Below are 21,219 nucleotides of genomic sequence, written 5' to 3'. Positions count from 1 at the left end.
AAAATCGGTAAATAGCGTTAGCTCTGCTTTTCCTCAGCTTCAGCAATTAAAATGACATACTCACCAAGCTCTACATAGTCTCCTGGGACAAGTTCAACAATATTCTCAGCACTTTTACCATTAATGAGTAGGTGATATGCCCCAGGCCTTAGCTGATCAAAAATGAATACCCCATCATATTCAACCCAGGTTTCATAAGTCACTCCAGAATAAAGATCTTTTAATTCAACATGTAAACCAGAAGAGACGACAGATTCTTCCTTTTTTTTCAGACTAACGCTTCCCTCGAGCTCAGAAGTAAAAACAACTGGGAATGGGATGTTTTGGATATGCCCAGAGTGGGTAGCAACTGAAAGCGCCGAGTAGTCAGGCAGTAAAAAGGGATCGGAAAGCGACGTATTATCCAAAATAAGCTGATGATCCTTGCTAGTCTGTAAATGCCTCACAAGTAACTTTCCGTTTTCATCTGTTTTCTGCTTACTATTTTTATGTCCCACGAACCTTAAACCTTCGATGGCCACTTCATCTTCATCAAAATAGCCATTTAAGTTATTATCTTCAAATGCTTGCAACATCACAGCTCCACTTGTGACATAGTTCAGCCTATCCACATATAACTCTCCCTCATCAACATCCCACAATAGCGAACTACTCCATCTTAGCTGTGTCCTCCAATCTCCAAGTTCAGTCGCATCTAATGCAAGACGTAATGTGCCAAAGTCTGATGCGTAAGAGACACTGTTTTTGAGGGTATATTGATTGGTTTCACTGGCGTCTAAATAGAGTAACTCTGCCTGATAATTCCATGCTCGTCCAAATGCCACATTGGTATTGAGGCCAATTTTAGTCAATCCCGGAGCATCATTTAACAGAAACTCTGCGTAGGTTCGTAAGTACCAATCAGAATAACGTCCCGAGAGGCTAACAGTATCAATCCAGCGCTGAGTGGCATCGCTCCCTGACATTTGAATCGAGTTATTGATTAACAGTTCGTAGGCACGACTCGACACATTCGCGGTCGCATACCAATTCTGATATCCGTTAGTATTCTCTTGCCAGCGACCAGTGATACCGTAGTTTATCGCCATTGAATCAATTCCACTGTTAAGGCTGACATTGGATTCATACTTACTCAATCCATTGATATTACTCCAACTATTAAAGTCATGGTAACTCACCCAATCCGCTTGCCAATCGACATCAGCGTGGTGGCCTTGTACCGCTGCACTCATGGCATAACCATCGTCACTTTGCGCATAATTGAGCTGCCAATAGGTACTGTCGGTAATAATATCGCTACTTAGGTTAGGGAGTAGCTGCCATTGGTTTTCTGAGGTCTCTTGGCTAGTAAGACCCAGCCCAAACGTTATTGCGTCCAGAGCAGCCCAGTGAGCTCTAGCGTAATACTCTCTTAATTCATCCCTCTCACGCTCAACATATCCACTAATAAGGCCTACGTTACCCTTTTCCATCACTGAGCTATCAAGCATTCGGCTAAAAGATTCGATTTTTTGTTCGCCATTGGGGCCATAGAATCGTAATTGATACTGATTGATCCCAATAAAAAATGGTACTTCCTTAAAACTATAAAGCCCGTCACTGCCTACCCTTTGCAGAGCAACCAAATTACTGTTCCTATATAGTTCAACATCCCAACCAGGAAGGCTCTCTCCACTGACAGTAATACTGCGGATATCATCAGTAAAGCCGTCACCCATTTGTACCGTTCCACCAACGCCCTCATCAGCACTCGATACTAAAGGGAGTGAATGGCTGTTAATTTCACCTATTCGATAGTGCTTCATCCAGTAGTCACTCTGCTCTCGCTCGAGGTAGAAAGTGGTATCCTGCTCACTTGGACCCCAGCTATAATTACCGTAGATACTGTGGCCTAATGCATCGAAACGAGTCTGAAGCGAACCATCACTGTATTGGTCGCGGTGATTATTTTGGTCTAACGCAGAGAAACCAACGTCAATATATAGCGTTGGATCGCCTAAAGCAGCGTATTGATCGGGGAAATGATGATATTGCACCGCTTGATGATTATTTTTATTATTGTATTTTGTTAATTTGGCGTTGCGTTCTCTTATCTGACTAAGCGGGATCCCCTCTGATTCTGCAATTTTTAAGTGCTGCTGGGCCACTTGATAGTGGAAAACTAGACCTAACATCTGTTCAAAGATCGACTGTTCTAAATAGATATCCCAATCATCGAAATAGACCTCACTGTTTGCCGCTTTACAATCCTCATTATTAACGGGAAATTTCATTAAATGGTCACTAAGAACAATGGTATGCTGGGGATCGTTAAACCAGCCCTCTGCAGTTAGATCTTCAATATTAACTTGGATGGGCAGTAATAAAAGTTCAGAGAGAAATTGTAATGGAAAGTAGAGTTTTCCATCCGCCATATAAATAAACAGTTCGTTACTTAATGCTTCCTCTCCATAACTAATTTGAGCAACAACAAATAGATCCTCATTAGCCACATCCGTTGTGTAAGAGTGGCTAACATCATAACAATCGTCTTTTTTTTTGTTTTCACCTGCAGCCTCTGTAATACCCAGTAGAAGCATCAGTAGTAACGTATAAAATGAGAACCAGATTTTTTTTATAATCATCGTTCAGATTAGATCGTTAATTCCATTCTTACTGATTTGGCATTATACAATTTACTATTTTCTGTATACTTTATGAGTAGCTTGGTCCCAGCAGGAAGTGATTTATCTAGCGGTACATTAAACTCTCGCTGTTCTAGTTCAGGATAGATCACTGCATTTTTCACCGTGCCAACTAATTGATTATTTAAAACGGTATAAACTTCAATATCACCATAAGTGCTACGCAATCCAGTTCGATTTAACGTCACCATCACAGATTTTTCTGTTTTTTGGCTTATATTTTCAATAGACAAATCAGCGTCTAACTCGCCTACCCTTAAAATAACTGGAATAGCAATTCTCAAGTACGCCTTAATTGCTAGCGCGACTTTATTACCTTCTTGGTTATCTTGTTTTGGTTTCGTAGTTGGAATTTGGTGAAATACAATATAGCTTCGATACTCCCCTTTAGCCGTATTTTTTGGTAGCCGAAGTGCAAGTCTAACTTGTCCAGCCTCCTCGGGTTTTAATGTAAAACGTCGTGGAGAATATCTTATAAATTTTGAACTGGCTGTTTTTGATTCCCCTTTTGAAATATCGACATATACACCATTTGCTTGCATTCTCTTATCTTCAAAGTAGACATTATAACGAGTCGTTTCTGATGCTTTATTTACCACTGACATAGTGGCACTACGATTCTGATTATCTAATTCAACTCTTGTTGGTACCACTAATAAACTAGCAAAGAGTGAATGACTAAATAGCAAAATTGGGAGAAAGATAAGAGAGAGAGATTTCATTACTGGAGCCTACAACAGGTGCTGAAAGATAACCTGCCGAACACGGCAGGTTGTACTGATTAATAAGTAACTGTCAGGTCGTAAGTTACTGTACTTGAACCGCCAGTAGCCGAAGCACCAACAGTAATATTACCATACACATTTACAGCTAATGTTCCGAGAGCTATGGTATCTGTTGCAGCAACTGCAGGAGCAAAGGTAACATCTGTTGGCTCACCAGCAACGTTCCCAACGGATAAGTTAACCAATCCGTTGTTTCCCGTTACAGTAAATGCGCCTAGAGTCGTTGCATTACCAGTGCCTAAACACAATGTTCCCGTTTCAACGCCAGCACTGTCCATTCCACAACTGCCAGTCGTACTAATATCAATATCGCCAAAGTCCATTGTAGCACCAGCAATAGTCGCTAAAGGAGCAACTAAATTAAAGGTAGCGGATCCTGACGTTACTACCGCCATCGCCGTGCTCGATAATAAAAGTGATGATGCAATAACTGTTTTTATGAGTGTTTTATTAATCATAGTATTTCCCTGTCATTTTATTTATTGAGGTACTACTTGCGTTTAATCCCTATTTATAATCTGGATATAACTTATATAGCATTTAAATTTTGACTATCTACAAAACTTGAAAATAAATTAACACCTGTTTATTTTACATACAAGACAAATACTTTAACAACCTTTATTATTGTGACATTAAATATGGAGTGACATAATAATGACAGTGACAAATAATTGACTACACGACCGATAATTTATTTAAACACAGTTCAAATATCTACATTAAAATACAACATGAAAAACATAATCATGATGTAATAACTCATGTTTACAGACTTACTAACAAATTTTATATATTTATTATTATTTTATACACTGGAGGGTTATGACATCACTAAATTTTAATTTACCTTTATACTTGATACTCTTTATATTACTTCCATGTCACTCTAAAGCCGAAATAATAATTGAAGAGATCCAGCCACTTAAGTTCCCAAGCATCATTAAAAACCTTGGTAGCTCTACCATCGTTTTAGTGAATTGGAAGGGAGGAATAGGAAAAGCAACAAATAGTGACTTCTTCGATCACATTTACCATGCTGGAAAATACAAAATATACTCAGACACTGAAAAAAACATCACGATTAATATCACATCTATCAATAACAATAGCGGAATAAAACTAAAATCATTTAAAGTTCGCTATAAGAATAAAACGTATAAGTCTTTCCCGACCTCAGCACTTAAAAACCCAGGCACTAAAGGAGCAACTATTAAAATTGGAGCGAAAATGGTTGCCAATAAGAACACAACACCTGGTTCAAAGCAGCCACAATACCTCATTCAAATAGATGAGCTGTAAATCCAGTTCATCTATATTGATTAAATTAACAATTAGTGATTGGTAGCGCTTTATTTGCTCCCCACTCACTCCAAGAGCCATCATATAAACTAAGGAAATTAAACCCTAGAATATCTGCAGCTAATAATATAATAGTGGCCGTGACACCAGAGCCACAGCTGGTTATGATTCTTTTGTTTTTATCGATCCCATGTTGAGTAAACACATTATTTAACTCTTCATAATCAATAAAGTGCCCCTCTTTGATTAACTTGGTAAATGGCAAGTTAATCGAATTAGGAATATGACCAGAGCGTAACCCTTCTCTTGGCTCCGCTACCATGCCATGAAACCTAGCGCTTGATCTGGCATCAATAATTTGGTGTTCCGCAATATCAATAGAACCTACAACTTGTTGGGCATTGAACAGAGATTCTGGTATCGGCGCAGCAACAAAATCACCACCACCGTTGGGTTGGCGCAACTGACTTGTCACTTCAAATCCTTGATCAATCCACGCAGGTAAGCCTCCATCAAGCACATAGACATGCTGATGACCCATGCTTTTGAGCATCCACCACACTCTTGGTGCTGAAAAAATACCAACATCATCGTAAACCACCACAGTAGATTCACTATTTATTCCTAACGCTTGCACATTTTGGGTAAACTGTTGACTGCTTGGCATGGTATGAGGAAGTGGACTGGATAAGTCACATATTTTCTTTTCAAAATCAAAAGATAGGCTCGTTGGTATATACACGTCACTTAATTCCCCCGCCTTTCCATTAACAGGGTTAACCATAGTGACATGCAGCAAGGTCACTTTTTCAAGGTTTTGACTCAGCCACTTTGAATTCACTAACGGATGATTCATTCTTTCTCCTTTTCTATTTTTATTATTATCAATTGACCTCTTCAAAATCCCATTTCTCAGTCGGACAATCTCTTAATGACTTTTAACGATAGTAGATTAATCAACAAAAGTAACCAAAATGCGCTCATACCACCGCTCGCGCTCTGTCTCGTAGTTACCTGTTGAGGTTTGGGCTGTACCTTCCCATTGATCACTTGAGTTATCCAATTACGATAATCACTCACCTCAGTAAAGATAGATTGGGCGATAACATCTGGGTCTCCACACAAATTTGAGAGATAGCTTAGAACTCCAATCTGTTTGAGAGCCAATGTATTGGGATTTTTCCATAATAAGGGGCCTCCAGAGTCTCCTTGACACCCTCCACCTTTTAATTGGTTGTTCTGATTAAACTCGCCAACGGTGCAAATCTGTTGAGAGTTGAGAGTAATCCAATAGCTTTTGCACTCTTGGTGGGGGACATATTTGACTTCAACGTGTTGTAAGTTATCGTTGCTGTTTTGCCCACTATGGGTATTCCCATAACCTAGCATGGTATAGAGAGGTGCATTAGTGGATACAGAATTCAGGTCTCTATAGACTATTTCATCACTCTTTGTTGCCAACACTGAAAGCGTCGTATTAACATTGGGTAAGGGTTTTCGCACCTTTAATACAGCTATATCATCGTTCAATCCGTTTTCGATGCGGCCATCATAACTGTCAGGGTAGTAGACATACTCAACCGCAGTACGTTGCAAACTGAAGTAATCACTATCGCTGCTCCCGCCAACACCGATAACTAGGTGTCTATACTCATCAGCATTGTCAACACAGTGTGCAGCTGTAAGCAGATGCCGATTACCTATAATTGTTGCCCCACAGATGAAAATTAATTTACCTTCTGATTGATAGAGCTTAGTCGAGATAATTCGGGCCATAAATGGATAACTACTGTTTGTCGTAGCCGTTCCGTTAACAATATAGGGGGTTATTTTCACCGAGTTTGAAACAGACAGGAAAGGGAAAAGAGAGAGAAGAATGGCCATTATTAGTCGATTAAGCATTTACTCTTCAAATCAGTTGAGGGTTTCATTGAGTATAGAAACCTTCAGGATGAAATGAATTGCATATTCAAGACATACAGACAATCAATTGATTGAAAGTAAGCCTTTTCCTCGGATCACACAGATCAACAGTAGTGGGATTAAGAAACCAACGCCTATTCCGCTGCCACTACTTGAACCGGTGATGCCCGAATAATTTGAAAACTTTGGAGTTTCATTGCCGTTTAATACACTTTGAATCCAGCCATTATAGTCCGCTACTTCAGTAAACACGGCTTGGGTAATCGTACCAGGGTCAACATAGTGTTCACTGCCTATACTTGGAATATCATACTCTAACTCCAAAACGGCAACATCGTGATGGAGACCGTTAGCAACAATACCGTCGTAGTTGTCTGGATAGTAAATATATTTAACTGGGTAGCGAGGGCTTAGTACAAAGTCTTGATCTCTATCACCATCAATGCCGATATAGAGATCATCTTTATAGGCACTTTCATCAACACAATGCGCTGCAGTCAACACATACCGGTTATTGATTAGAGACGCGCCACATAGCGCATATAGACTATTATTAGATTCATAAAGCAAACGTGCCATATATTGATAGTTATTGACAGAAACTGGCGTGCCATTGACGATATATGACGTGATCTCAATCTCTTGCGCTTCTACTACTGTGCTAAGCATACCTAGAGCACAAGCAAGTAACAGCGCAGTATTACCATTTTTCATAACACACGACCTTGCTGGAAACCAACTCAATAGCGTTGTATTAAGTATTGTTCAGCAAGGGTAAGATCACAATCGTAATACCACGTTTTTTTGTATTGTTGACTACCCCTTTGATAACGCTTCAACGGTTTCATATTGATTTCTATTTTGTTTTTATCATTTCATTGCTACATTTCAATAGACTTGTTAATCACCTCAAGGAAGTAAAATGAAATTCAGTAAACTAGGAAGCAGTGGTATCGACGTATCAAGAGTCTGTTTAGGTAGTATGACTTGGGGGTTACAAAACAATCAACAAGAGGCTAACCAGCAGATTGATTATGCACTAAGCCAAGGGATAAACTTCATTGATACGGCTGAAATGTACGCAGTTCCCCCTTCAGCAGACACCTATGGAAAAACCGAAACCATCATTGGTAACTGGATTGAGAACAACCCTGCTCGTCGTCAAGAGATCATTTTAGCCAGCAAAATTTCAGGCCCAGGCATACCGTGGGTTAGAGAGGGTGGCATCATCACCGGTACCGAAGTGATCAATTCGGTGGATGCGTCACTAAAACGGTTGAAAACTGATTATATCGACCTTTATCAGCTTCACTGGCCAAATAGAGTTGGCCCTCATTTTGGCAAGCAGTGGCCTAACCAAATTTCATTTAGTAATGTGAATAGTGCTGAACAAACCGCACAAATGTTAGACATCCTACAAGGATTACAGCACTGCGTTAAAGCTGGAAAAATTCGTTATTGTGGTCTCTCTGACGATACTACCTGGGGCATTAATACTTACCTAAAACTCAGTGAAAAGCATGATTTACCGAGAATGGTGTCAATTCAAAATGAGTTCAGTTTATTACACGCGAAAGATTGGCCTTATTTAATTGAGAACTGTGTACATGAAGATATTGCCTACCTCCCTTGGTCTCCTTTAGCTGGTGGAGCTCTGTCTGGAAAATATCTAAATCAAGCACGCCCAGCAGGCAGCCGCTGGACGTTCATGCAGCGAAATGGCATATACCGGGATACAGAACAATCTCAAGCAGCCATCGCTGACTACGTGAAACTGGCTAAGCAGTCTTCTTTCACTCCATCGCAACTGGCACTCGCTTGGTGTAATCAAGTTGATGGTGTAACGTCGACCATTATTGGCGCCACCAGCATGCCTCAGTTAAAAGAGGACATCAGTGCGTTCTCCATGCCACTTCCAACGGCGTTATTGGATGAGATAAGCGACATATTTAAACGTTATCCAATGCCTTACTAACCATTGAACAAGGACGTCCAGTGCAAACCGATTATCACAAAAAACTCGTACCCGTCATTCGATATTTAGAGAAGAACTTCAATCAACCGTTGAATCTACATGAAGTGGCAGATATTGCTTGTCTGTCTGCCTTTCATTTTCATCGTATCTTCAAGATCGTCACCAATGAGACCTTAGCCGATTATATTCGTCGGCTAAAACTGACCAACGCCGCTCAAACGTTGTTTAATACCCAGCAGAGTGTCACGGAGGTCGCGCTTGATCACGGGTTTTCCAGCTCACAAAGTTTAGCAAAAGCGTTTAAGAACTACTTTGGGTTAACACCTACGGATATAAAGCGTTGCTCTTCATTCGACCAACTCTCGACACTGTTAAAAAACAGCAAGATTGGACACACGTTAAGCAAACAGGGACACGAAAATCCCCCAACAAATACCTACACTGATTTGGCTCATCAACAAAGGAGAGAGCCAATGAAAACCGAACAATTTGAAGCTCGTACATTAGCCTACGTACGAGTTACAGGCCCATATGGGGAGAACTACCAGCCAAATATTGAAAAAATCTATCAATGGGCAGGCGCAAAAAATTTAGCGGGAGGTGAGTCTATTTTTATCTATCATGATAACCCAGACATCACACCTCTGGAAAAGTGTAGAACGGACATCTGTATCTCTGTTCCTAGTAATACCGAGGTAACGAATGGGATTGAATTACAGACATTGCCCGCTGGCGGCTACGCTTCAATCCGAAGAACCGTCACTGATAAGGCACAATATGGTGAGTTTTGGGAAGAGTTGCTAACTGGAATTATTGAATCGGGTCTAGAAACGGATGACCGCCCCTGCTTTGAGCTATACCATAGTTATGATCAACAAACCGATGTCAGCGATGTCAGTTTCTACACCGCAATAAAAGTCTAACGATTAAACACTGTGATACCTGCTATCACAGTGTTTTACCGAGTAAAAGTAAAGAAGAAGTAAAAGGAAAGAAAGGAAAGTGTCTGTCCCATCAAGTCAAGTGATGGCCTTACGAAAGTAAGCGAACGACTCCTATTTCAAGCATCGTTGATCTGTTGTATGAATTTCGCGTCAGCCCTTGAATAACACTGACCATCAACATAAATGCTGCTTTGCAGTAAATACACCCTACGTTTGTTTTTTACGCAATGCGCCTGAACCTGAATTAACGTATTAAGGGGGATGGGCTTGATAAAGCGAACATCAAGTTGCGCCGTCATTGCACAAACATCGCGAGAAAATAGGCAATGCGTCATGGCCGTATCATGCAAAGTCGTAATTGTGCCTCCTTGCATGACACCTTGGTAGCCTTGTACTTTTTCTGTTGATACAATTTCACCTTGCACTCCTCCACTTGGCAATAAAGTAAAGTGAATTGCAGTGTGGTGATTAAAAAAAGGCTGGCAGCAAACTGCGCACTCTTGGTGGTTTTTGGGTGTTTGGATAGACATACAATACCGCTGGGTTAGAGAAAGTCATTGGGCCTAGGCCGAATAATATTAATAAGGTAGAAAGAAAGTGGCGAGACCAAAAATAGAACGAAATATATGCGGTAATGCGCCATACGAATGTTTTAAACCCAACGGAGTGCCACTTTCCAAGCTTAATAAAATTGAGCTGTTAGCCGAAGAACTCGAAGCTTTACGTCTGGCTGATCTAGAATCTCTCAGCCAATTAGAAGCAGCAACTCGTATGGGAGTATCTAGGCAAACTTTTGGTAATATTGTTAAACGTGCACGAGCGAAGGTCGCTCAAAGCTTAGTTCATGGACATGCGTTGATGTTTAATCGCCATTAAGGCTACAACGATTAAAAACATCATAAAGGAGATCAAGTACGTCATTATTTCCGCTCAGATTAAGTGTTCAATTTGAAAATCTTAGTAAGGTGATTCATCGTACTTGGTGAGAGTTTGTTAACGGGTGCTTTCTTGTTTGAAGTCGCCTCGTGATTAGATGATAACAGTATGTCAATGGGGGATGAAAGATCGGAATCATGCCCTGAATAGCAAGTTTTATTTTTCTTAGCTGAAGGACGAGCAAACTCAATTTGAGTAACGGGAGTCAGCTGGCTCACATCAACATTTTCTAAATCGAATCCTCGTGGTACGCTCAATACACAGACATTAAGCTTAAACAAGGTGCTAAGCATATTCGTGCCAATGAGACGAACTAAAACGGCGTCTACTTTATTGTCTTGTAGTGCTTTGCTCCAGTACTTCTTATGAGCACAACAACCCGAAGGTTCTGGTAGTTCGAGGATTCTTTTGATCTTCGTTTCGCTATCCCAAAGCATGATCTGAGGAGCCTTGGAAAAGTGATTAGAAAGCGTGGATTCGCAGCTGGGAATAGCAAATAACATAGTGAACTCCTTTATCTGGTTGATAAAGACACTATACATCTCGTTATTGGCATATGCCAATAACTAATAGTGAAAAATTAGCTTCCATTTAGCGATGGTGATATCGATTACTCCTCAGTGCTCTCCCAAAATAGTTCGATCTCTTGGTAGATACTGTCACTACTCAAGATTGACACGTGGCCTTCGTTGAAACCTATCACTTTGGTTGCTTGCTGTTGGGCTTCATGACGCAACTGGCTAGAGAGCACAATCACTCCATCATTACTTTCAGCATTAATAAGGCCTTTACCATCGTAACCAAACATCAGCAGATGTGGCGGTTTATGGTGTTTCAAATCAAACAGCGTTTGAATAAACTCACTGTCTGGATTTAACTCTCTCCATGCTGGCATGACAACAGGGGAATACTCAACACCACTCTTCGCTGAAGCCACCCCTCCAAACGGAGATGAGATAGAGGTAAAGCTCAAAATACTCTGGCAATTAAGGCCAATTGCACATTGGTTAAGATAATCCTCAACCACTAATCCCCCCATACTGTGAGCAACAATATGAATTTTCTTTACTTTATGTTCCGTCATCTCTTTATGGACCATATTGGCAAGCCCTTTCGACACTAAAGGTAAAGAGATCGACGTAGGGTAATTAAGCACCCAAGCTTGATATCTAGTATCGTCTAACTGTTCAATCAAAGGTTTAAAATCCAATGCTGTCGAATTGATACCATGAACGAAAATAACGGGGATTTTTTGAGGATCGTAAGGTGTTAAAAAGTAGAGTCCTGTGTTTTTCTCTAAGAAAAATTGAATCGGTTGCCACATTCCCATAGTGGCAGATTCTCGCGAAAATCGTTTATCATCTAATGAGGCAAGTTTACCCGTTTCAGACAAAAACAATTGAATATTCAATAACTTTTTTAGCGGCTTATTCACCAGTTGTAGCGGAATATGTTCGGTTTGATATCTCAGCTCAACATTAATAGCCTCATTGGGTGAAAAGTCATCCAAATCCACCATAACGAATTTTTCATTTTCTTGAAACATGAGATCATTGTTGCTGTCTTCAAATATTAATAAGGCACGCGTACTTTGCGCCGCTAATGTGGTGATGTTTTCTCCTCCGATCATCACATCATAGCCATTAATCCAGGAAGCATCAGCATCATTAAGATGCTCAATCAATACCATGCCAGTTCCCGAAGCCCCTGTTACTGATAGGGAGTACTCCACAGACTCATCAGCCAGAAACTCTAGATCAGCCGCTAGATCTCTCAAACTGCTGCAACCAGCTAGATTTATGGTTAACAGAACAGATAGACATAGAAGACACTTTCTCATCACATTCCTTTAAACAGACGTTGTGCGTTACGGCTTACTTTAAGCTTATGATTCTTAAGTATAACGTGCATATTACCTGTAAGATCTTTTTTTACCTTATCGATCGCAGAAACATTAACAATGGTTGATCGGTGGATCAGCCAAAAAAGGTCTGGTTCTAGTTGCTCACTTAACTCTTTTAATGACGTTCTAATAATATATTCATTAAGCAACTCTGAATCACCATCAGCAAGACAGTAGAGAGAGACATATTTATCTTCCGCCTTAAAGTAGAGCACGTCTTTCACTGCAATAAGATGAATCTCTTCTCCTTTACTCGCCTTAATCCACTTTAGCGATTCAACCGTTTTCTGCGTTGTTAGGCTGGCCAATTGATCCATTAACTGTGACATATTCGCCAACTCAGTGTGTTCATGTTTCACACTTTCCGCTAACTTCTCTTGCGCTCTAAGACAAGCTGCAGCTAATCGTTCATCACTGAACGGTTTTAATAAATAATCTAACGCATAGTGTTCAAATGCTTTGACAGCATATTCACTGTACGCCGTCGTAAAAATAATAATGGGTGAATACTGTGAGTCTTTTTGCTCTAGTACTCTTAGCTTTTGAGCGACCTGAACCCCATCTAAGCCCGGCATTCTAATATCTAGAAACAGCACATCCGGTTTTTTATCCACGACTTCTGCCAATGCGGAAGCCCCATCTCCCACAGAAGCGACAATATTCAAGGTTGGCCAAATATCACCAAGCGCTTTGTTAAGGTGCAGTCTCAATAGCGGTTCATCATCAGCAATAATGGCCGTGGCAAATTTTTCTGCCGCATTATTCATCTTGGTCACCCTTAATTGAAGCGCTCTCCAACGCCATTAGCATGGTCTTGGGAAGCGAGATGTTCGCCATCACTCCCCCACTGCACCTCTCTACAATAGAGAGCGTTGCTTTATCTTCACCGCTCAGAGCTGCCAATCGATATCGAATATTATCCAACCCAATACCACTGCCAGTGTGGTTGCCATTTAACTGTAATCCCACTCCATCATCAAGTACTTCAAAATAGAGATTATGTTCAGAATCTGAAATATGGATGGTCACTTCGCCTCCGTCTCGTTTAGGCTCAATGCCATGAAATACCGCGTTTTCCACCAGCGGTTGAATCAGAAGAGGTGGGATCTTTTGTTGAAGATCAACATCGTCATCACAGACTATATTAAACGAAAAACGCGGTCCTAATCGTATGACTTGAATATCTAAATAGGCAGTTAACAGTGTAATTTCATCTGAAATAGACGCCGTTTGTTGTCGCTGTTTACTCAGGTTAGCCCTTAATAACTCGGTAAAGCGGTTCAATAACTTTTTAGCTAGCTCCGGCTCTTCATCGATTAATACATTAAGGTTTGCAAGAGTATTAAACAGAAAGTGTGGTTCTATTTGGCTCTGAAGTTGCCCTAATTGGCTCAGAACAATGGCCTTCTCTTGTTCGGCTTGAATACGCTTTGCCGTTTCAAGGTCTTTTTTAATCCGCATGCTTTGCTCAGAAGTATAAAAATAGTAGTAACACATTGCGCTAAAAAGAAAAGCCAGCAAAAAGACTGGTTTCATCTGTCCAAGCGTTGCGAGCTCGTGACTCTCTTGCATCCAGTAGTATGCATTAATGCTACCCACAGCAATAGCCACAAACAGTGACAGCACTTCAGATCGTGGGCTGGGAATATGAGGAAAACACCTCTCAATCATATGACCAAAAAAGACCGCCGACCAACCATAACCAAAGGAGGTAAATAGATGGATATACAGTTTCCCTGGCCATACGGCATAGGTTGTAAAAGCAACGAATAGGCAAAATATCGAGGTTAATGTCAATGTGCGTATTGTATGATTTTTTTCCTGACTAGCCATTAAAAGCGTCCTTTTGCATTGATCAATACCAACCGGTTGTCCGCGATTTGTTGGTACGCTGAATCATGAGCACCAAATATGAAACGTCCCGCAATTTCAATCGTTTGATGATAGTCTCCTGTATCAAAAAGTAAATACTCAAACCACTGTGTAACGATAACACCCTCATCTTGCGGTGAGTATAAAATATCTAATGTTGGCGTGAGTTCTAACCCTTGTGTATATTGAAATTGATCAAAAGCCGTGCTGTCGAGTGACCAATGAAACATCACATTGTGCTGAACAATATTCGCGTGACTAAACCCCTGTCCATAGGATTTTGCCAGTGACTGCGCCGAAAGCTGATGTTCAAGTGTTAACGATCTTGCTCGATGAATGGCCGCTTCCCACTCACTATCACTCCAAGCCCGGCTATCGTACCAATACTCAACAATCACGCTATTACCCGATGAATTGGCCCACGTTAAACCTAATAGACCCTGTCCAGCATGCTCCTCAGTTTGAAGTGTAACGGGAGTATAGTGATCATCCGTAACATGATATTGAGTAAACTGTTGCTGAAACAAAACAGAAGCATGCAGCTCCCACGCTTCATTTACAACCGTGACCACACTGGCTCCCAACGAGGTCTTTCTCATATTGTCGTAGTAGAGCAACCCTTGCCATTCGCTGCTCTCATCTAGCCAATATCGCCTGACCCCTACACCTTGCTGCTCAACGGTCTGCTCATAGGTCGTTTGTTCCTGCATCACCCACGATGAGTCACTAAACAATAGCGTCCACTCGCCGGATAAATCAAACGAAGAGAGAGAAGCCACTCCCGCCCCCTCTTCAATCTGAATACCAATTGGATTTTGGCGATAGGGCTTAATAATATCCAACGGTCGATAACCATGGCCAACCGCCCAATCTAAACGAACTTTACCCAGTGTCAGTTCAAGTGCTTGATCAAACATCGTAACTTCTTGCTGCCAAAACAGCTCTTGAACAATCACATCGACATCACTGCTCTCTCCATCATGTTGAACATCTCTACTGGTTAAGGCAAATAACCCTAACCAACCGCCATATCTCGCCTCTGCTTGCAGTGATGTATCAAAACGATATCCATCGCTTGAATCCGAGAATAGCGGACTGGATTGCGTCCAATGTTGTCCACCGCTGAGTTGATAGTCCCAATCAATGGACAATTCACTTTCTCTCGCGATTACGCCGTTCGCCATGACTGATGCTGTCAGCAATAGAGGGAACAAAATCCGTAAAATCCATTTCATAACGTATTTCTCACTACAGTCCTGACACCGAGTTTCTCGATAAAAATGCGGGGTTGTAATACTTATCATCTAAGCCTTGTTCAATCACCTCAAGATAATCAATCACCGTCTCCTTTTGCGGTTGAATAGAGTCCTTCAACCTCATCTGAGTCACAGCGGGTTTGCCTTCTCTTTCGCCGCGTTGAAACCACGCCTGTTTGGCCATTTTTCCTGATCGTAAATAGAGGTTGGCTTTAAGTGGGAAATAATCATCACTGTGCAACCAGAGTTCAATTTTTCGATAACTTGCCCCTTTGGTTTTAGCGATTAACTCCAACTTAACACTTGGCTGATCATCGACGGGTTCAGTGAGTAACACCTTGCCTTGATAATCATCACTCCACGTTAATGTCGAAATGTCCCCGATAGACGCCTCTCCCAGCAATTTTTGCATTGGGGTAATGCGGATGGGTCGTCTGCTTTTAGGCATCAATAACCAATAATTATCCCCGAGCATAAGCATCTTTTGTCCCGCTTCTGCTTTGGCTTTAAAAATGACCAAGGATTCACGATTCGGCCGAGTATACACATTGTATTTGCGCGTCTTATTTAGCTCTCCATTTTGATAAAGCGCGACCAAGGACACCACTTTTGATTGCCCTTCAAGCAAACGATATCGGTCTGCTTTGAGTAACATGTGTGTGGCACTATCACTCCCAGAAGCCCAAGTCGGGCTGATTACTAACAGGCTAATGAAAAGCAAAGCGACACTACGACTGATTAATTTATACATAGATTAACGCCTCTATGATCGGTTTTTTCACCCCTTTTCGGGCAGAGAGATAGGCAGCAATCACACAGATCACGGTCACTCCTAAGGTGGCGTATAATGCCAATTCTGGTGAGAATATACTATTAAGTGGGTAACTCTCAGTTCTTCCTGGAGGCGGCGGCATTTGTACATCAACCAGTAACAAAAACAGAGTTAACATTGCACTGCATAATACCCCTACCAGTGAGCCGATCACCGCTAAAAGCGTCGACTCATGAATGAAACTAGTGACGATCTCACTCGGATAACTACCGAGTGCTGACAGAGTACCAATCTCACGAGTTCGCTCTGTAACTGACATGGTCATGGTGTTAAATAACGCCACAAAGACCACTAACCCCATCACCGCTCCCATGATGCTAAAAATCCGGTCATAGAGATTTTTTACCTTCTCATAAAAAAAGGCTCGCTCTGACCAGGGTGTTAAACTCATCTTTTGCAGATCTTCGTATTGCGGTAATACTCCCGATATCCTCTCCATCACCGTTTGGGTCAATTCAGTTTGATAGAGAAACACTGATAAAGTACTGACCTTGTCACTGCCTAATAACTCTTGAGCGGGCTGTATATGCACATAGAGTTGACGCTTATCCATTTCAGGTACGCCAGTCGAGTAAGTTCCCCTTACTTTAAAATCAAAAGCATTGAGCGCCCCATCGGTCGTAGTCGAAAGTAACGTGACCCAGTCACCGACTGATAGCTTCAAGTTTCTTGCTAGGTCTACGCCAAGCATCACTTGAGGTTCACTAGGGTTGTATTGCGTTGAATTAACCGAAGAGAGGGTTTTACCCGAGCGAACATCTAAGAACGGTCCTTTTAAATCAAACTCTCGCTCATTGACCCCCACCCCGACAAAAATACTCGATTTACTCCCATTGGACACTAATCCAGAGAAGTAGACTCGTGGCTGAACTGCTCTCACATCGTCATCGAGAAGTAACCGACTGCTTAACTTACTCGTGTCAGAGAGACCATTGCTCAGCGGCATCTCCTCGTCCGCTTCAAAATAGTTTGGCTGACTGATCGTAATATGACCAATATCCCTGGCCGTTGACTCCTTGAGTGAATGGTATGTGTAGAGCCCAAAACCGCCTGCTGACACTAACGCAAACACCGCAATCGAAACGATCAATACTGACAGCAGACTACGACGTCCATTCCTTAACAAATTGAGCCACGCCATTTTTAACTGGCCCATGACAACGCCTCACTCTCTATCTTTCCATCCACCAGATTAATTCGACGATCACATCGTTGCGCCATTCGAATGTCATGAGTGGCAACAATAAACGTGGTGCCATACTCATGCCCAAGTTCGCGCATCAAATCAATCACGATATTCGCGGTTTTACTGTCTAAACTCGCCGTAGGTTCATCGGCGATAACCAGAGCAGGTCGATGCACCAACGCACGTGCAATCGCGACCCTTTGTTGTTGACCGCCAGAGAGATGGTCAGGTCGATGATGAATGAATTTTTCCAGACCAACTTTACTCAACATCTCAGTAGCTCGCTCAACCTGATCCGATTTTGAGACCTTATTTAATTGCAGTGGATATGCGACATTCTCTAACGCTGTCATCACCGGAATTAAATTGAAACGTTGAAAGATAAACCCCATCTGACTACGCCTCATTTCTGCAGCCGCTATTGCCTCTCTTGGCATCGCCATATTATTAAAAAAGAGTTCTCCCTGGTATTTGGTATCAAGCAGACCAAAGATATTCAATAGTGTGCTTTTCCCCGAACCAGATGGCCCACATAATGCAACCATTTCAGCTCGTTGAATCACACCATAAACGCCGGATAAAGCCGGGACAGATTGAGTACCTAACGAATAACTTTTTTCGATACAATGAAAACGGATCATACGGCCTCCTCCAACACAGCTTGTTGTGCTTTTATCGTAAAAGGGTGATCGCTGTTTTTTTGTTGCATCTGTTGTAACCATCGCGTCGCTTGCGACATATCCTCCGCTCTAAGGGCGGCTATCACACCATAGTAATAAACCCATGCGGTCGCTGAGAAATCATTCTCATTAAATCGACTATCGTTTAAAAGCTCGCCATACAATTCATAGCCACGGTCAAAATGATTAAAAAGGTCAGGCACCGAGGTAAAAGTAGAGGCCGCCATCGCTTTCACTAAATGAGGTTCGAGTAACCCATTTACCCTAGATAACTCAGAGCTTAATTCAGGAGTATGCAATAACAAGGTTAACGCTTTATCCATCCTTGCTAGCCCTCGCTCGGTATACTCCATTTTCTTCCAAGGCATCCAAGCATCTCGGCCAAGCAGAGTTTCAGAGCTGCCCAAATAGATTAAGGTTAGTGGCGTTTTTCCCTCCTCTTTTAACGCAGACAGTAACTGTTGGTGTACCTGTTCAACCGCATCGGCATCTCCTGATGCTCCTTGATTGTAAAGTTCAATCATTGCTTGATTTGGATTGGCGTAGCTCTTGGTTGAAATAACAGTAAAAACCGCTAAAACAAAAATAACAAATATCGGGGTTAAGTATGTGTGTGAAATTTTCATCGACGTTCTCCTTGTTGATGTTGTTATCTTAGTGACAACAGAACAACTGAGCAGAGCATTGCGACGAATGGTAGATAAGGTGGATGAATGGTAGGTGCTGCATCTATTTGATGCAGCAATAACGTTATGTAGACTATTTAATGGTGACAATCTTTCCTGTCAGAGCAACACCTGCAACAAAAGAGCCAGCACCACATTGAAAGGTCTCTTCACTAGAGGTTAGGTTATTTTTATAATTCGACTTTATCTCAACCACCGCATTATGCCCCTCTCTAATCGCTCTCTCTTTCAAAGCAATCATTGCAGATAAAAAGACCCACTGACACGCCTCTTCATCGGATTTATTAAAGGCATTGGTTTTTTTATTTGTTTTCACATTCACATAGTTAGGTTTCGTTTCACCGTGCTTTTGATCGCCAAAATAAAACGCAACGTCACTGCCTAACTTCTCTTTGGCAGCTGCTAGCCCTAGTGCATTTTGGATTGAAAAGCTTAAAACATCATCTCGAGCTTGAACATTTGTACTCACTAAACATAGGTTAACCAACAGCAGTAAAAAGATTTTTTTCACAGTATTTCCTTAATATTTATCGATTTTTAATCTTGATATCATATTACGTTAACGCTCACTCTCATACGATGTTGTTACTCCTGTATTCATTCCCACAATCATTCACTAAGTAAATGAGATATAGATCGCTTTTATATGAATTTGTCATCTTCCATTACACCAATAAAGAGATCTTGATCACTACGGGTTGTTTTTTAGTCGATTACACTGAGTCATCTGTTACTCATTTACTACGAGCACATCATGTCGATATCTATTGCTATTGCCCTTACTACTGCAATCCTTTCTGGGCTTTGGGGTTGGGTTGCTATTTCGTTGGGGCTATTAAGTTGGGCGGGGTTTTTAGGCTGTACCACGTATTTTGCCTCTCCGATAGAGGGCTTAAAAGGGTTAAGGTTAAGCATTATCACCAACCTAAGTGGGGTATTTTGGGCGATGGTGATCATCCAACTCTCCACGCTATTTAGTATTGAAATTTTGGGCTATATCATCACTGCACTGGTGGCTTTTATGATGTGTTTTCAAGCCAATAAATCATGGTTAAATTACATTCCAGGGACTTTTATAGGCTGCTGCGCGACCTTTGCATCCAACGGTAACTGGAAGGTTGTGATCCCTTCTCTACTGCTTGGTGCCATCTTTGGTTACTCAATGAAAGCCTCAGGTTTATGGCTACATAAAAGAGCTAACCAAAACAAAACCACACTGCTGCCACAAAACGATCAATAACCTGACCTAACAACACTCTTCAGAATCTATCAAACAGAGGTTAGGATAGCGTTGAGATAAATCCGCCTCTAATACTTTGATGAACGCGTGAGCCGCAGGCGATAAACTGCGGTTGCGGCGATGCAATAGATAAACAATTCTGTGTAAGCTAACCCCTTTAATTTTAAGTTTATGCAGCTTTTTGTCTGCCAGCTCCTCTTCAATCAAAAACTGCGACACAATGCCAATGCCGACATTTAGCATCACCGATTTCTTCACTGCCTCCATACTGCCTAATACAATTTGAGCTTGAAAAATCACCTTCTCACCATTGGCTTTTTCAAGGTTTGCTTGCAACGAACTCTTCGGGTTGGACAGCAGTAACGTTTGTTGTTGAAGATCTTTAATTGAGATGCCTCCATACCGCACCCACTGATCGAGCTTTGGGTGTTGGTTGGATACAATCACGCATAATTCATCTTCTAAGATCTTCTTACATTCAATTTTTTTGTCATCAAACTGAGTAGGCTGAGAAACAAACCCTAATTCAGCGTCTCCATCAAAGAGCATCTCTTGAATCACATCCCTTGCATATTTAATGCGTGAATCAATACGAATACCTGGAAATTGTTGATGAAAATGTGCCAACACCTCTGGCAGCATATAGGTACCTGGTGTATTGGAACTACAAAGTGATAGATTGCCACTGGTTAAGCCACTCATCGCTTCAAGTTCAGATTTCGATTGTTGCAAAGCGTGCAGTGCTGACTGGCACAAAGGTAATATTTTTTTGCCCTCTTCCGTCAACTCAATATTTCGTCCGACCCGATCAAACAGTTGAACCTTGAAATACTGTTCTAGATTTTTAACTCGCAATGAGATAGTCGCTTGAGTACAGAAACACTGCTCAGCGGCTTGAGTGAAACTTCTCAACTGCGCGATGTTCACAAACGCTTCTAAATTCTCAATCTTCATGACTCAACACTCCTAATTATGTGCGAACACCATTTTCTGCGCTATGGGAAAACCACAAAGG

23 protein-coding genes are annotated in these 21,219 nt (G+C 41.5%); 5 read left to right on the top strand and 18 right to left on the bottom strand.

The genetic code is table 11. The annotated features are described in order from the left end of the window. Positions 1-17 precede the first annotated feature (17 nt). From L4C32_RS01460 to L4C32_RS01450, 3 genes are read right to left on the bottom strand one after another with little or no spacing between them, the layout of a single operon-like run. Positions 18-2,624: a hypothetical protein gene (locus L4C32_RS01460; protein ID WP_428195077.1), complete on the bottom strand. Its 2,607-nt coding sequence runs from the start codon at positions 2,622-2,624 to the stop codon at positions 18-20. An 8-nt stretch (positions 2,625-2,632) separates the two neighbouring features. Then, on the bottom strand, positions 2,633-3,406 hold the full coding sequence (locus tag L4C32_RS01455) for a fimbrial biogenesis chaperone (RefSeq protein ID WP_428195076.1): 774 nt from the start codon (positions 3,404-3,406) through the stop codon (positions 2,633-2,635). Between the two features lie 59 nt (positions 3,407-3,465). Continuing rightward, positions 3,466-3,927 (bottom strand): hypothetical protein, encoded by a 462-nt coding sequence (locus L4C32_RS01450; protein ID WP_428195075.1) that lies wholly within the window; start codon positions 3,925-3,927, stop codon positions 3,466-3,468. 367 nt (positions 3,928-4,294) lie between these two features. On the opposite strand from L4C32_RS01450, the gene L4C32_RS01445 reads away from it, so the two are divergent. After that, a complete protein-coding gene (locus tag L4C32_RS01445) occupies positions 4,295-4,771 on the top strand; it encodes a hypothetical protein (RefSeq protein ID WP_428195074.1) in 477 nt (158 codons plus the stop codon). A 25-nt stretch (positions 4,772-4,796) separates the two neighbouring features. Here L4C32_RS01445 and L4C32_RS01440 read toward each other — a convergent pair whose 3' ends face one another. The 3 genes from L4C32_RS01440 to L4C32_RS01430 all read right to left on the bottom strand — a co-directional run bounded on the left by L4C32_RS01440 (position 4,797) and on the right by L4C32_RS01430 (position 7,408). Continuing rightward, a complete protein-coding gene (locus tag L4C32_RS01440; protein WP_428195073.1) occupies positions 4,797-5,627 on the bottom strand; it encodes a sulfurtransferase in 831 nt (276 codons plus the stop codon). Positions 5,628-5,683: 56 nt separating this feature from the next. Further along, positions 5,684-6,673: a S1 family peptidase gene (locus tag L4C32_RS01435; RefSeq protein ID WP_428195072.1), complete on the bottom strand. Its 990-nt coding sequence runs from the start codon at positions 6,671-6,673 to the stop codon at positions 5,684-5,686. 84 nt (positions 6,674-6,757) lie between these two features. Then, a complete protein-coding gene (locus tag L4C32_RS01430; protein ID WP_428195071.1) occupies positions 6,758-7,408 on the bottom strand; it encodes a trypsin-like serine protease in 651 nt (216 codons plus the stop codon). A gap of 208 nt (positions 7,409-7,616) precedes the next feature. On the opposite strand from L4C32_RS01430, the gene L4C32_RS01425 reads away from it, so the two are divergent. Further along, positions 7,617-8,669 carry an aldo/keto reductase gene (locus L4C32_RS01425; RefSeq protein ID WP_428195070.1) on the top strand — a complete coding sequence of 351 codons (1,053 nt, stop codon included), beginning with the start codon at positions 7,617-7,619 and terminating at the stop codon, positions 8,667-8,669. Positions 8,670-8,689: 20 nt separating this feature from the next. Next, the gene (locus L4C32_RS01420; protein WP_428195069.1) at positions 8,690-9,592 is read left to right on the top strand and encodes an AraC family transcriptional regulator; all 903 of its coding nucleotides are present in this window, start codon (positions 8,690-8,692) and stop codon (positions 9,590-9,592) included. Positions 9,593-9,729: 137 nt separating this feature from the next. On the opposite strand, the gene L4C32_RS01415 is transcribed toward L4C32_RS01420, so the two are convergent. Beyond that, a complete protein-coding gene (locus L4C32_RS01415; RefSeq protein WP_428195068.1) occupies positions 9,730-10,143 on the bottom strand; it encodes a PaaI family thioesterase in 414 nt (137 codons plus the stop codon). 67 nt (positions 10,144-10,210) lie between these two features. On the opposite strand from L4C32_RS01415, the gene L4C32_RS01410 reads away from it, so the two are divergent. Then, positions 10,211-10,489 carry a DUF134 domain-containing protein gene (locus L4C32_RS01410; protein ID WP_428195067.1) on the top strand — a complete coding sequence of 93 codons (279 nt, stop codon included), beginning with the start codon at positions 10,211-10,213 and terminating at the stop codon, positions 10,487-10,489. A gap of 59 nt (positions 10,490-10,548) precedes the next feature. Here L4C32_RS01410 and L4C32_RS01405 read toward each other — a convergent pair whose 3' ends face one another. From L4C32_RS01405 to L4C32_RS01360, 10 genes are all read right to left on the bottom strand, one after another. Then, complete coding sequence (locus L4C32_RS01405; protein WP_428195066.1) at positions 10,549-11,052, bottom strand: NifB/NifX family molybdenum-iron cluster-binding protein; 504 nt, start codon at positions 11,050-11,052, stop codon at positions 10,549-10,551. 107 nt (positions 11,053-11,159) lie between these two features. Next, on the bottom strand, positions 11,160-12,389 hold the full coding sequence (locus L4C32_RS01400; protein WP_428195065.1) for an esterase/lipase family protein: 1,230 nt from the start codon (positions 12,387-12,389) through the stop codon (positions 11,160-11,162). Continuing rightward, positions 12,389-13,219 (bottom strand): LytR/AlgR family response regulator transcription factor, encoded by an 831-nt coding sequence (locus tag L4C32_RS01395; protein ID WP_428195064.1) that lies wholly within the window; start codon positions 13,217-13,219, stop codon positions 12,389-12,391. The genes L4C32_RS01400 and L4C32_RS01395 overlap by 1 nt, the downstream gene beginning before the upstream one ends. After that, positions 13,212-14,285, bottom strand: coding sequence for a sensor histidine kinase (locus L4C32_RS01390; protein ID WP_428195063.1), 1,074 nt, complete (start codon positions 14,283-14,285; stop codon positions 13,212-13,214). The genes L4C32_RS01395 and L4C32_RS01390 overlap by 8 nt, the downstream gene beginning before the upstream one ends. After that, on the bottom strand, positions 14,285-15,559 hold the full coding sequence (locus L4C32_RS01385; protein ID WP_428195062.1) for a hypothetical protein: 1,275 nt from the start codon (positions 15,557-15,559) through the stop codon (positions 14,285-14,287). The genes L4C32_RS01390 and L4C32_RS01385 overlap by 1 nt, the downstream gene beginning before the upstream one ends. Positions 15,560-15,572: 13 nt before the next feature. Next, a complete protein-coding gene (locus L4C32_RS01380) occupies positions 15,573-16,331 on the bottom strand; it encodes an outer membrane lipoprotein-sorting protein (protein WP_428195061.1) in 759 nt (252 codons plus the stop codon). Next, positions 16,324-17,568 carry an ABC transporter permease gene (locus tag L4C32_RS01375; protein WP_428195060.1) on the bottom strand — a complete coding sequence of 415 codons (1,245 nt, stop codon included), beginning with the start codon at positions 17,566-17,568 and terminating at the stop codon, positions 16,324-16,326. The genes L4C32_RS01380 and L4C32_RS01375 overlap by 8 nt, the downstream gene beginning before the upstream one ends. Further along, positions 17,556-18,239, bottom strand: coding sequence for an ABC transporter ATP-binding protein (locus L4C32_RS01370; RefSeq protein WP_428195059.1), 684 nt, complete (start codon positions 18,237-18,239; stop codon positions 17,556-17,558). The genes L4C32_RS01375 and L4C32_RS01370 overlap by 13 nt, the downstream gene beginning before the upstream one ends. Then, the gene (locus L4C32_RS01365) at positions 18,236-18,904 is read right to left on the bottom strand and encodes a hypothetical protein (protein WP_428195058.1); all 669 of its coding nucleotides are present in this window, start codon (positions 18,902-18,904) and stop codon (positions 18,236-18,238) included. The genes L4C32_RS01370 and L4C32_RS01365 overlap by 4 nt, the downstream gene beginning before the upstream one ends. 133 nt (positions 18,905-19,037) lie before the next feature. Then, on the bottom strand, positions 19,038-19,475 hold the full coding sequence (locus L4C32_RS01360) for an excinuclease (protein WP_428195057.1): 438 nt from the start codon (positions 19,473-19,475) through the stop codon (positions 19,038-19,040). Between the two features lie 243 nt (positions 19,476-19,718). On the opposite strand from L4C32_RS01360, the gene L4C32_RS01355 reads away from it, so the two are divergent. Next, the gene (locus L4C32_RS01355; RefSeq protein ID WP_428195056.1) at positions 19,719-20,204 is read left to right on the top strand and encodes a DUF1097 domain-containing protein; all 486 of its coding nucleotides are present in this window, start codon (positions 19,719-19,721) and stop codon (positions 20,202-20,204) included. 6 nt (positions 20,205-20,210) lie between these two features. Here L4C32_RS01355 and L4C32_RS01350 read toward each other — a convergent pair whose 3' ends face one another. Further along, positions 20,211-21,158 (bottom strand): LysR family transcriptional regulator, encoded by a 948-nt coding sequence (locus L4C32_RS01350; RefSeq protein WP_428195055.1) that lies wholly within the window; start codon positions 21,156-21,158, stop codon positions 20,211-20,213. Between the last annotated feature and the right edge of the window lie 61 nt (positions 21,159-21,219).

This window comes from Aliivibrio kagoshimensis (genome assembly GCF_050337105.1).
Classification (GTDB): domain Bacteria; phylum Pseudomonadota; class Gammaproteobacteria; order Enterobacterales; family Vibrionaceae; genus Aliivibrio_A; species Aliivibrio_A kagoshimensis.
This window is presented reverse-complemented; position numbering and strand designations above follow the sequence as displayed.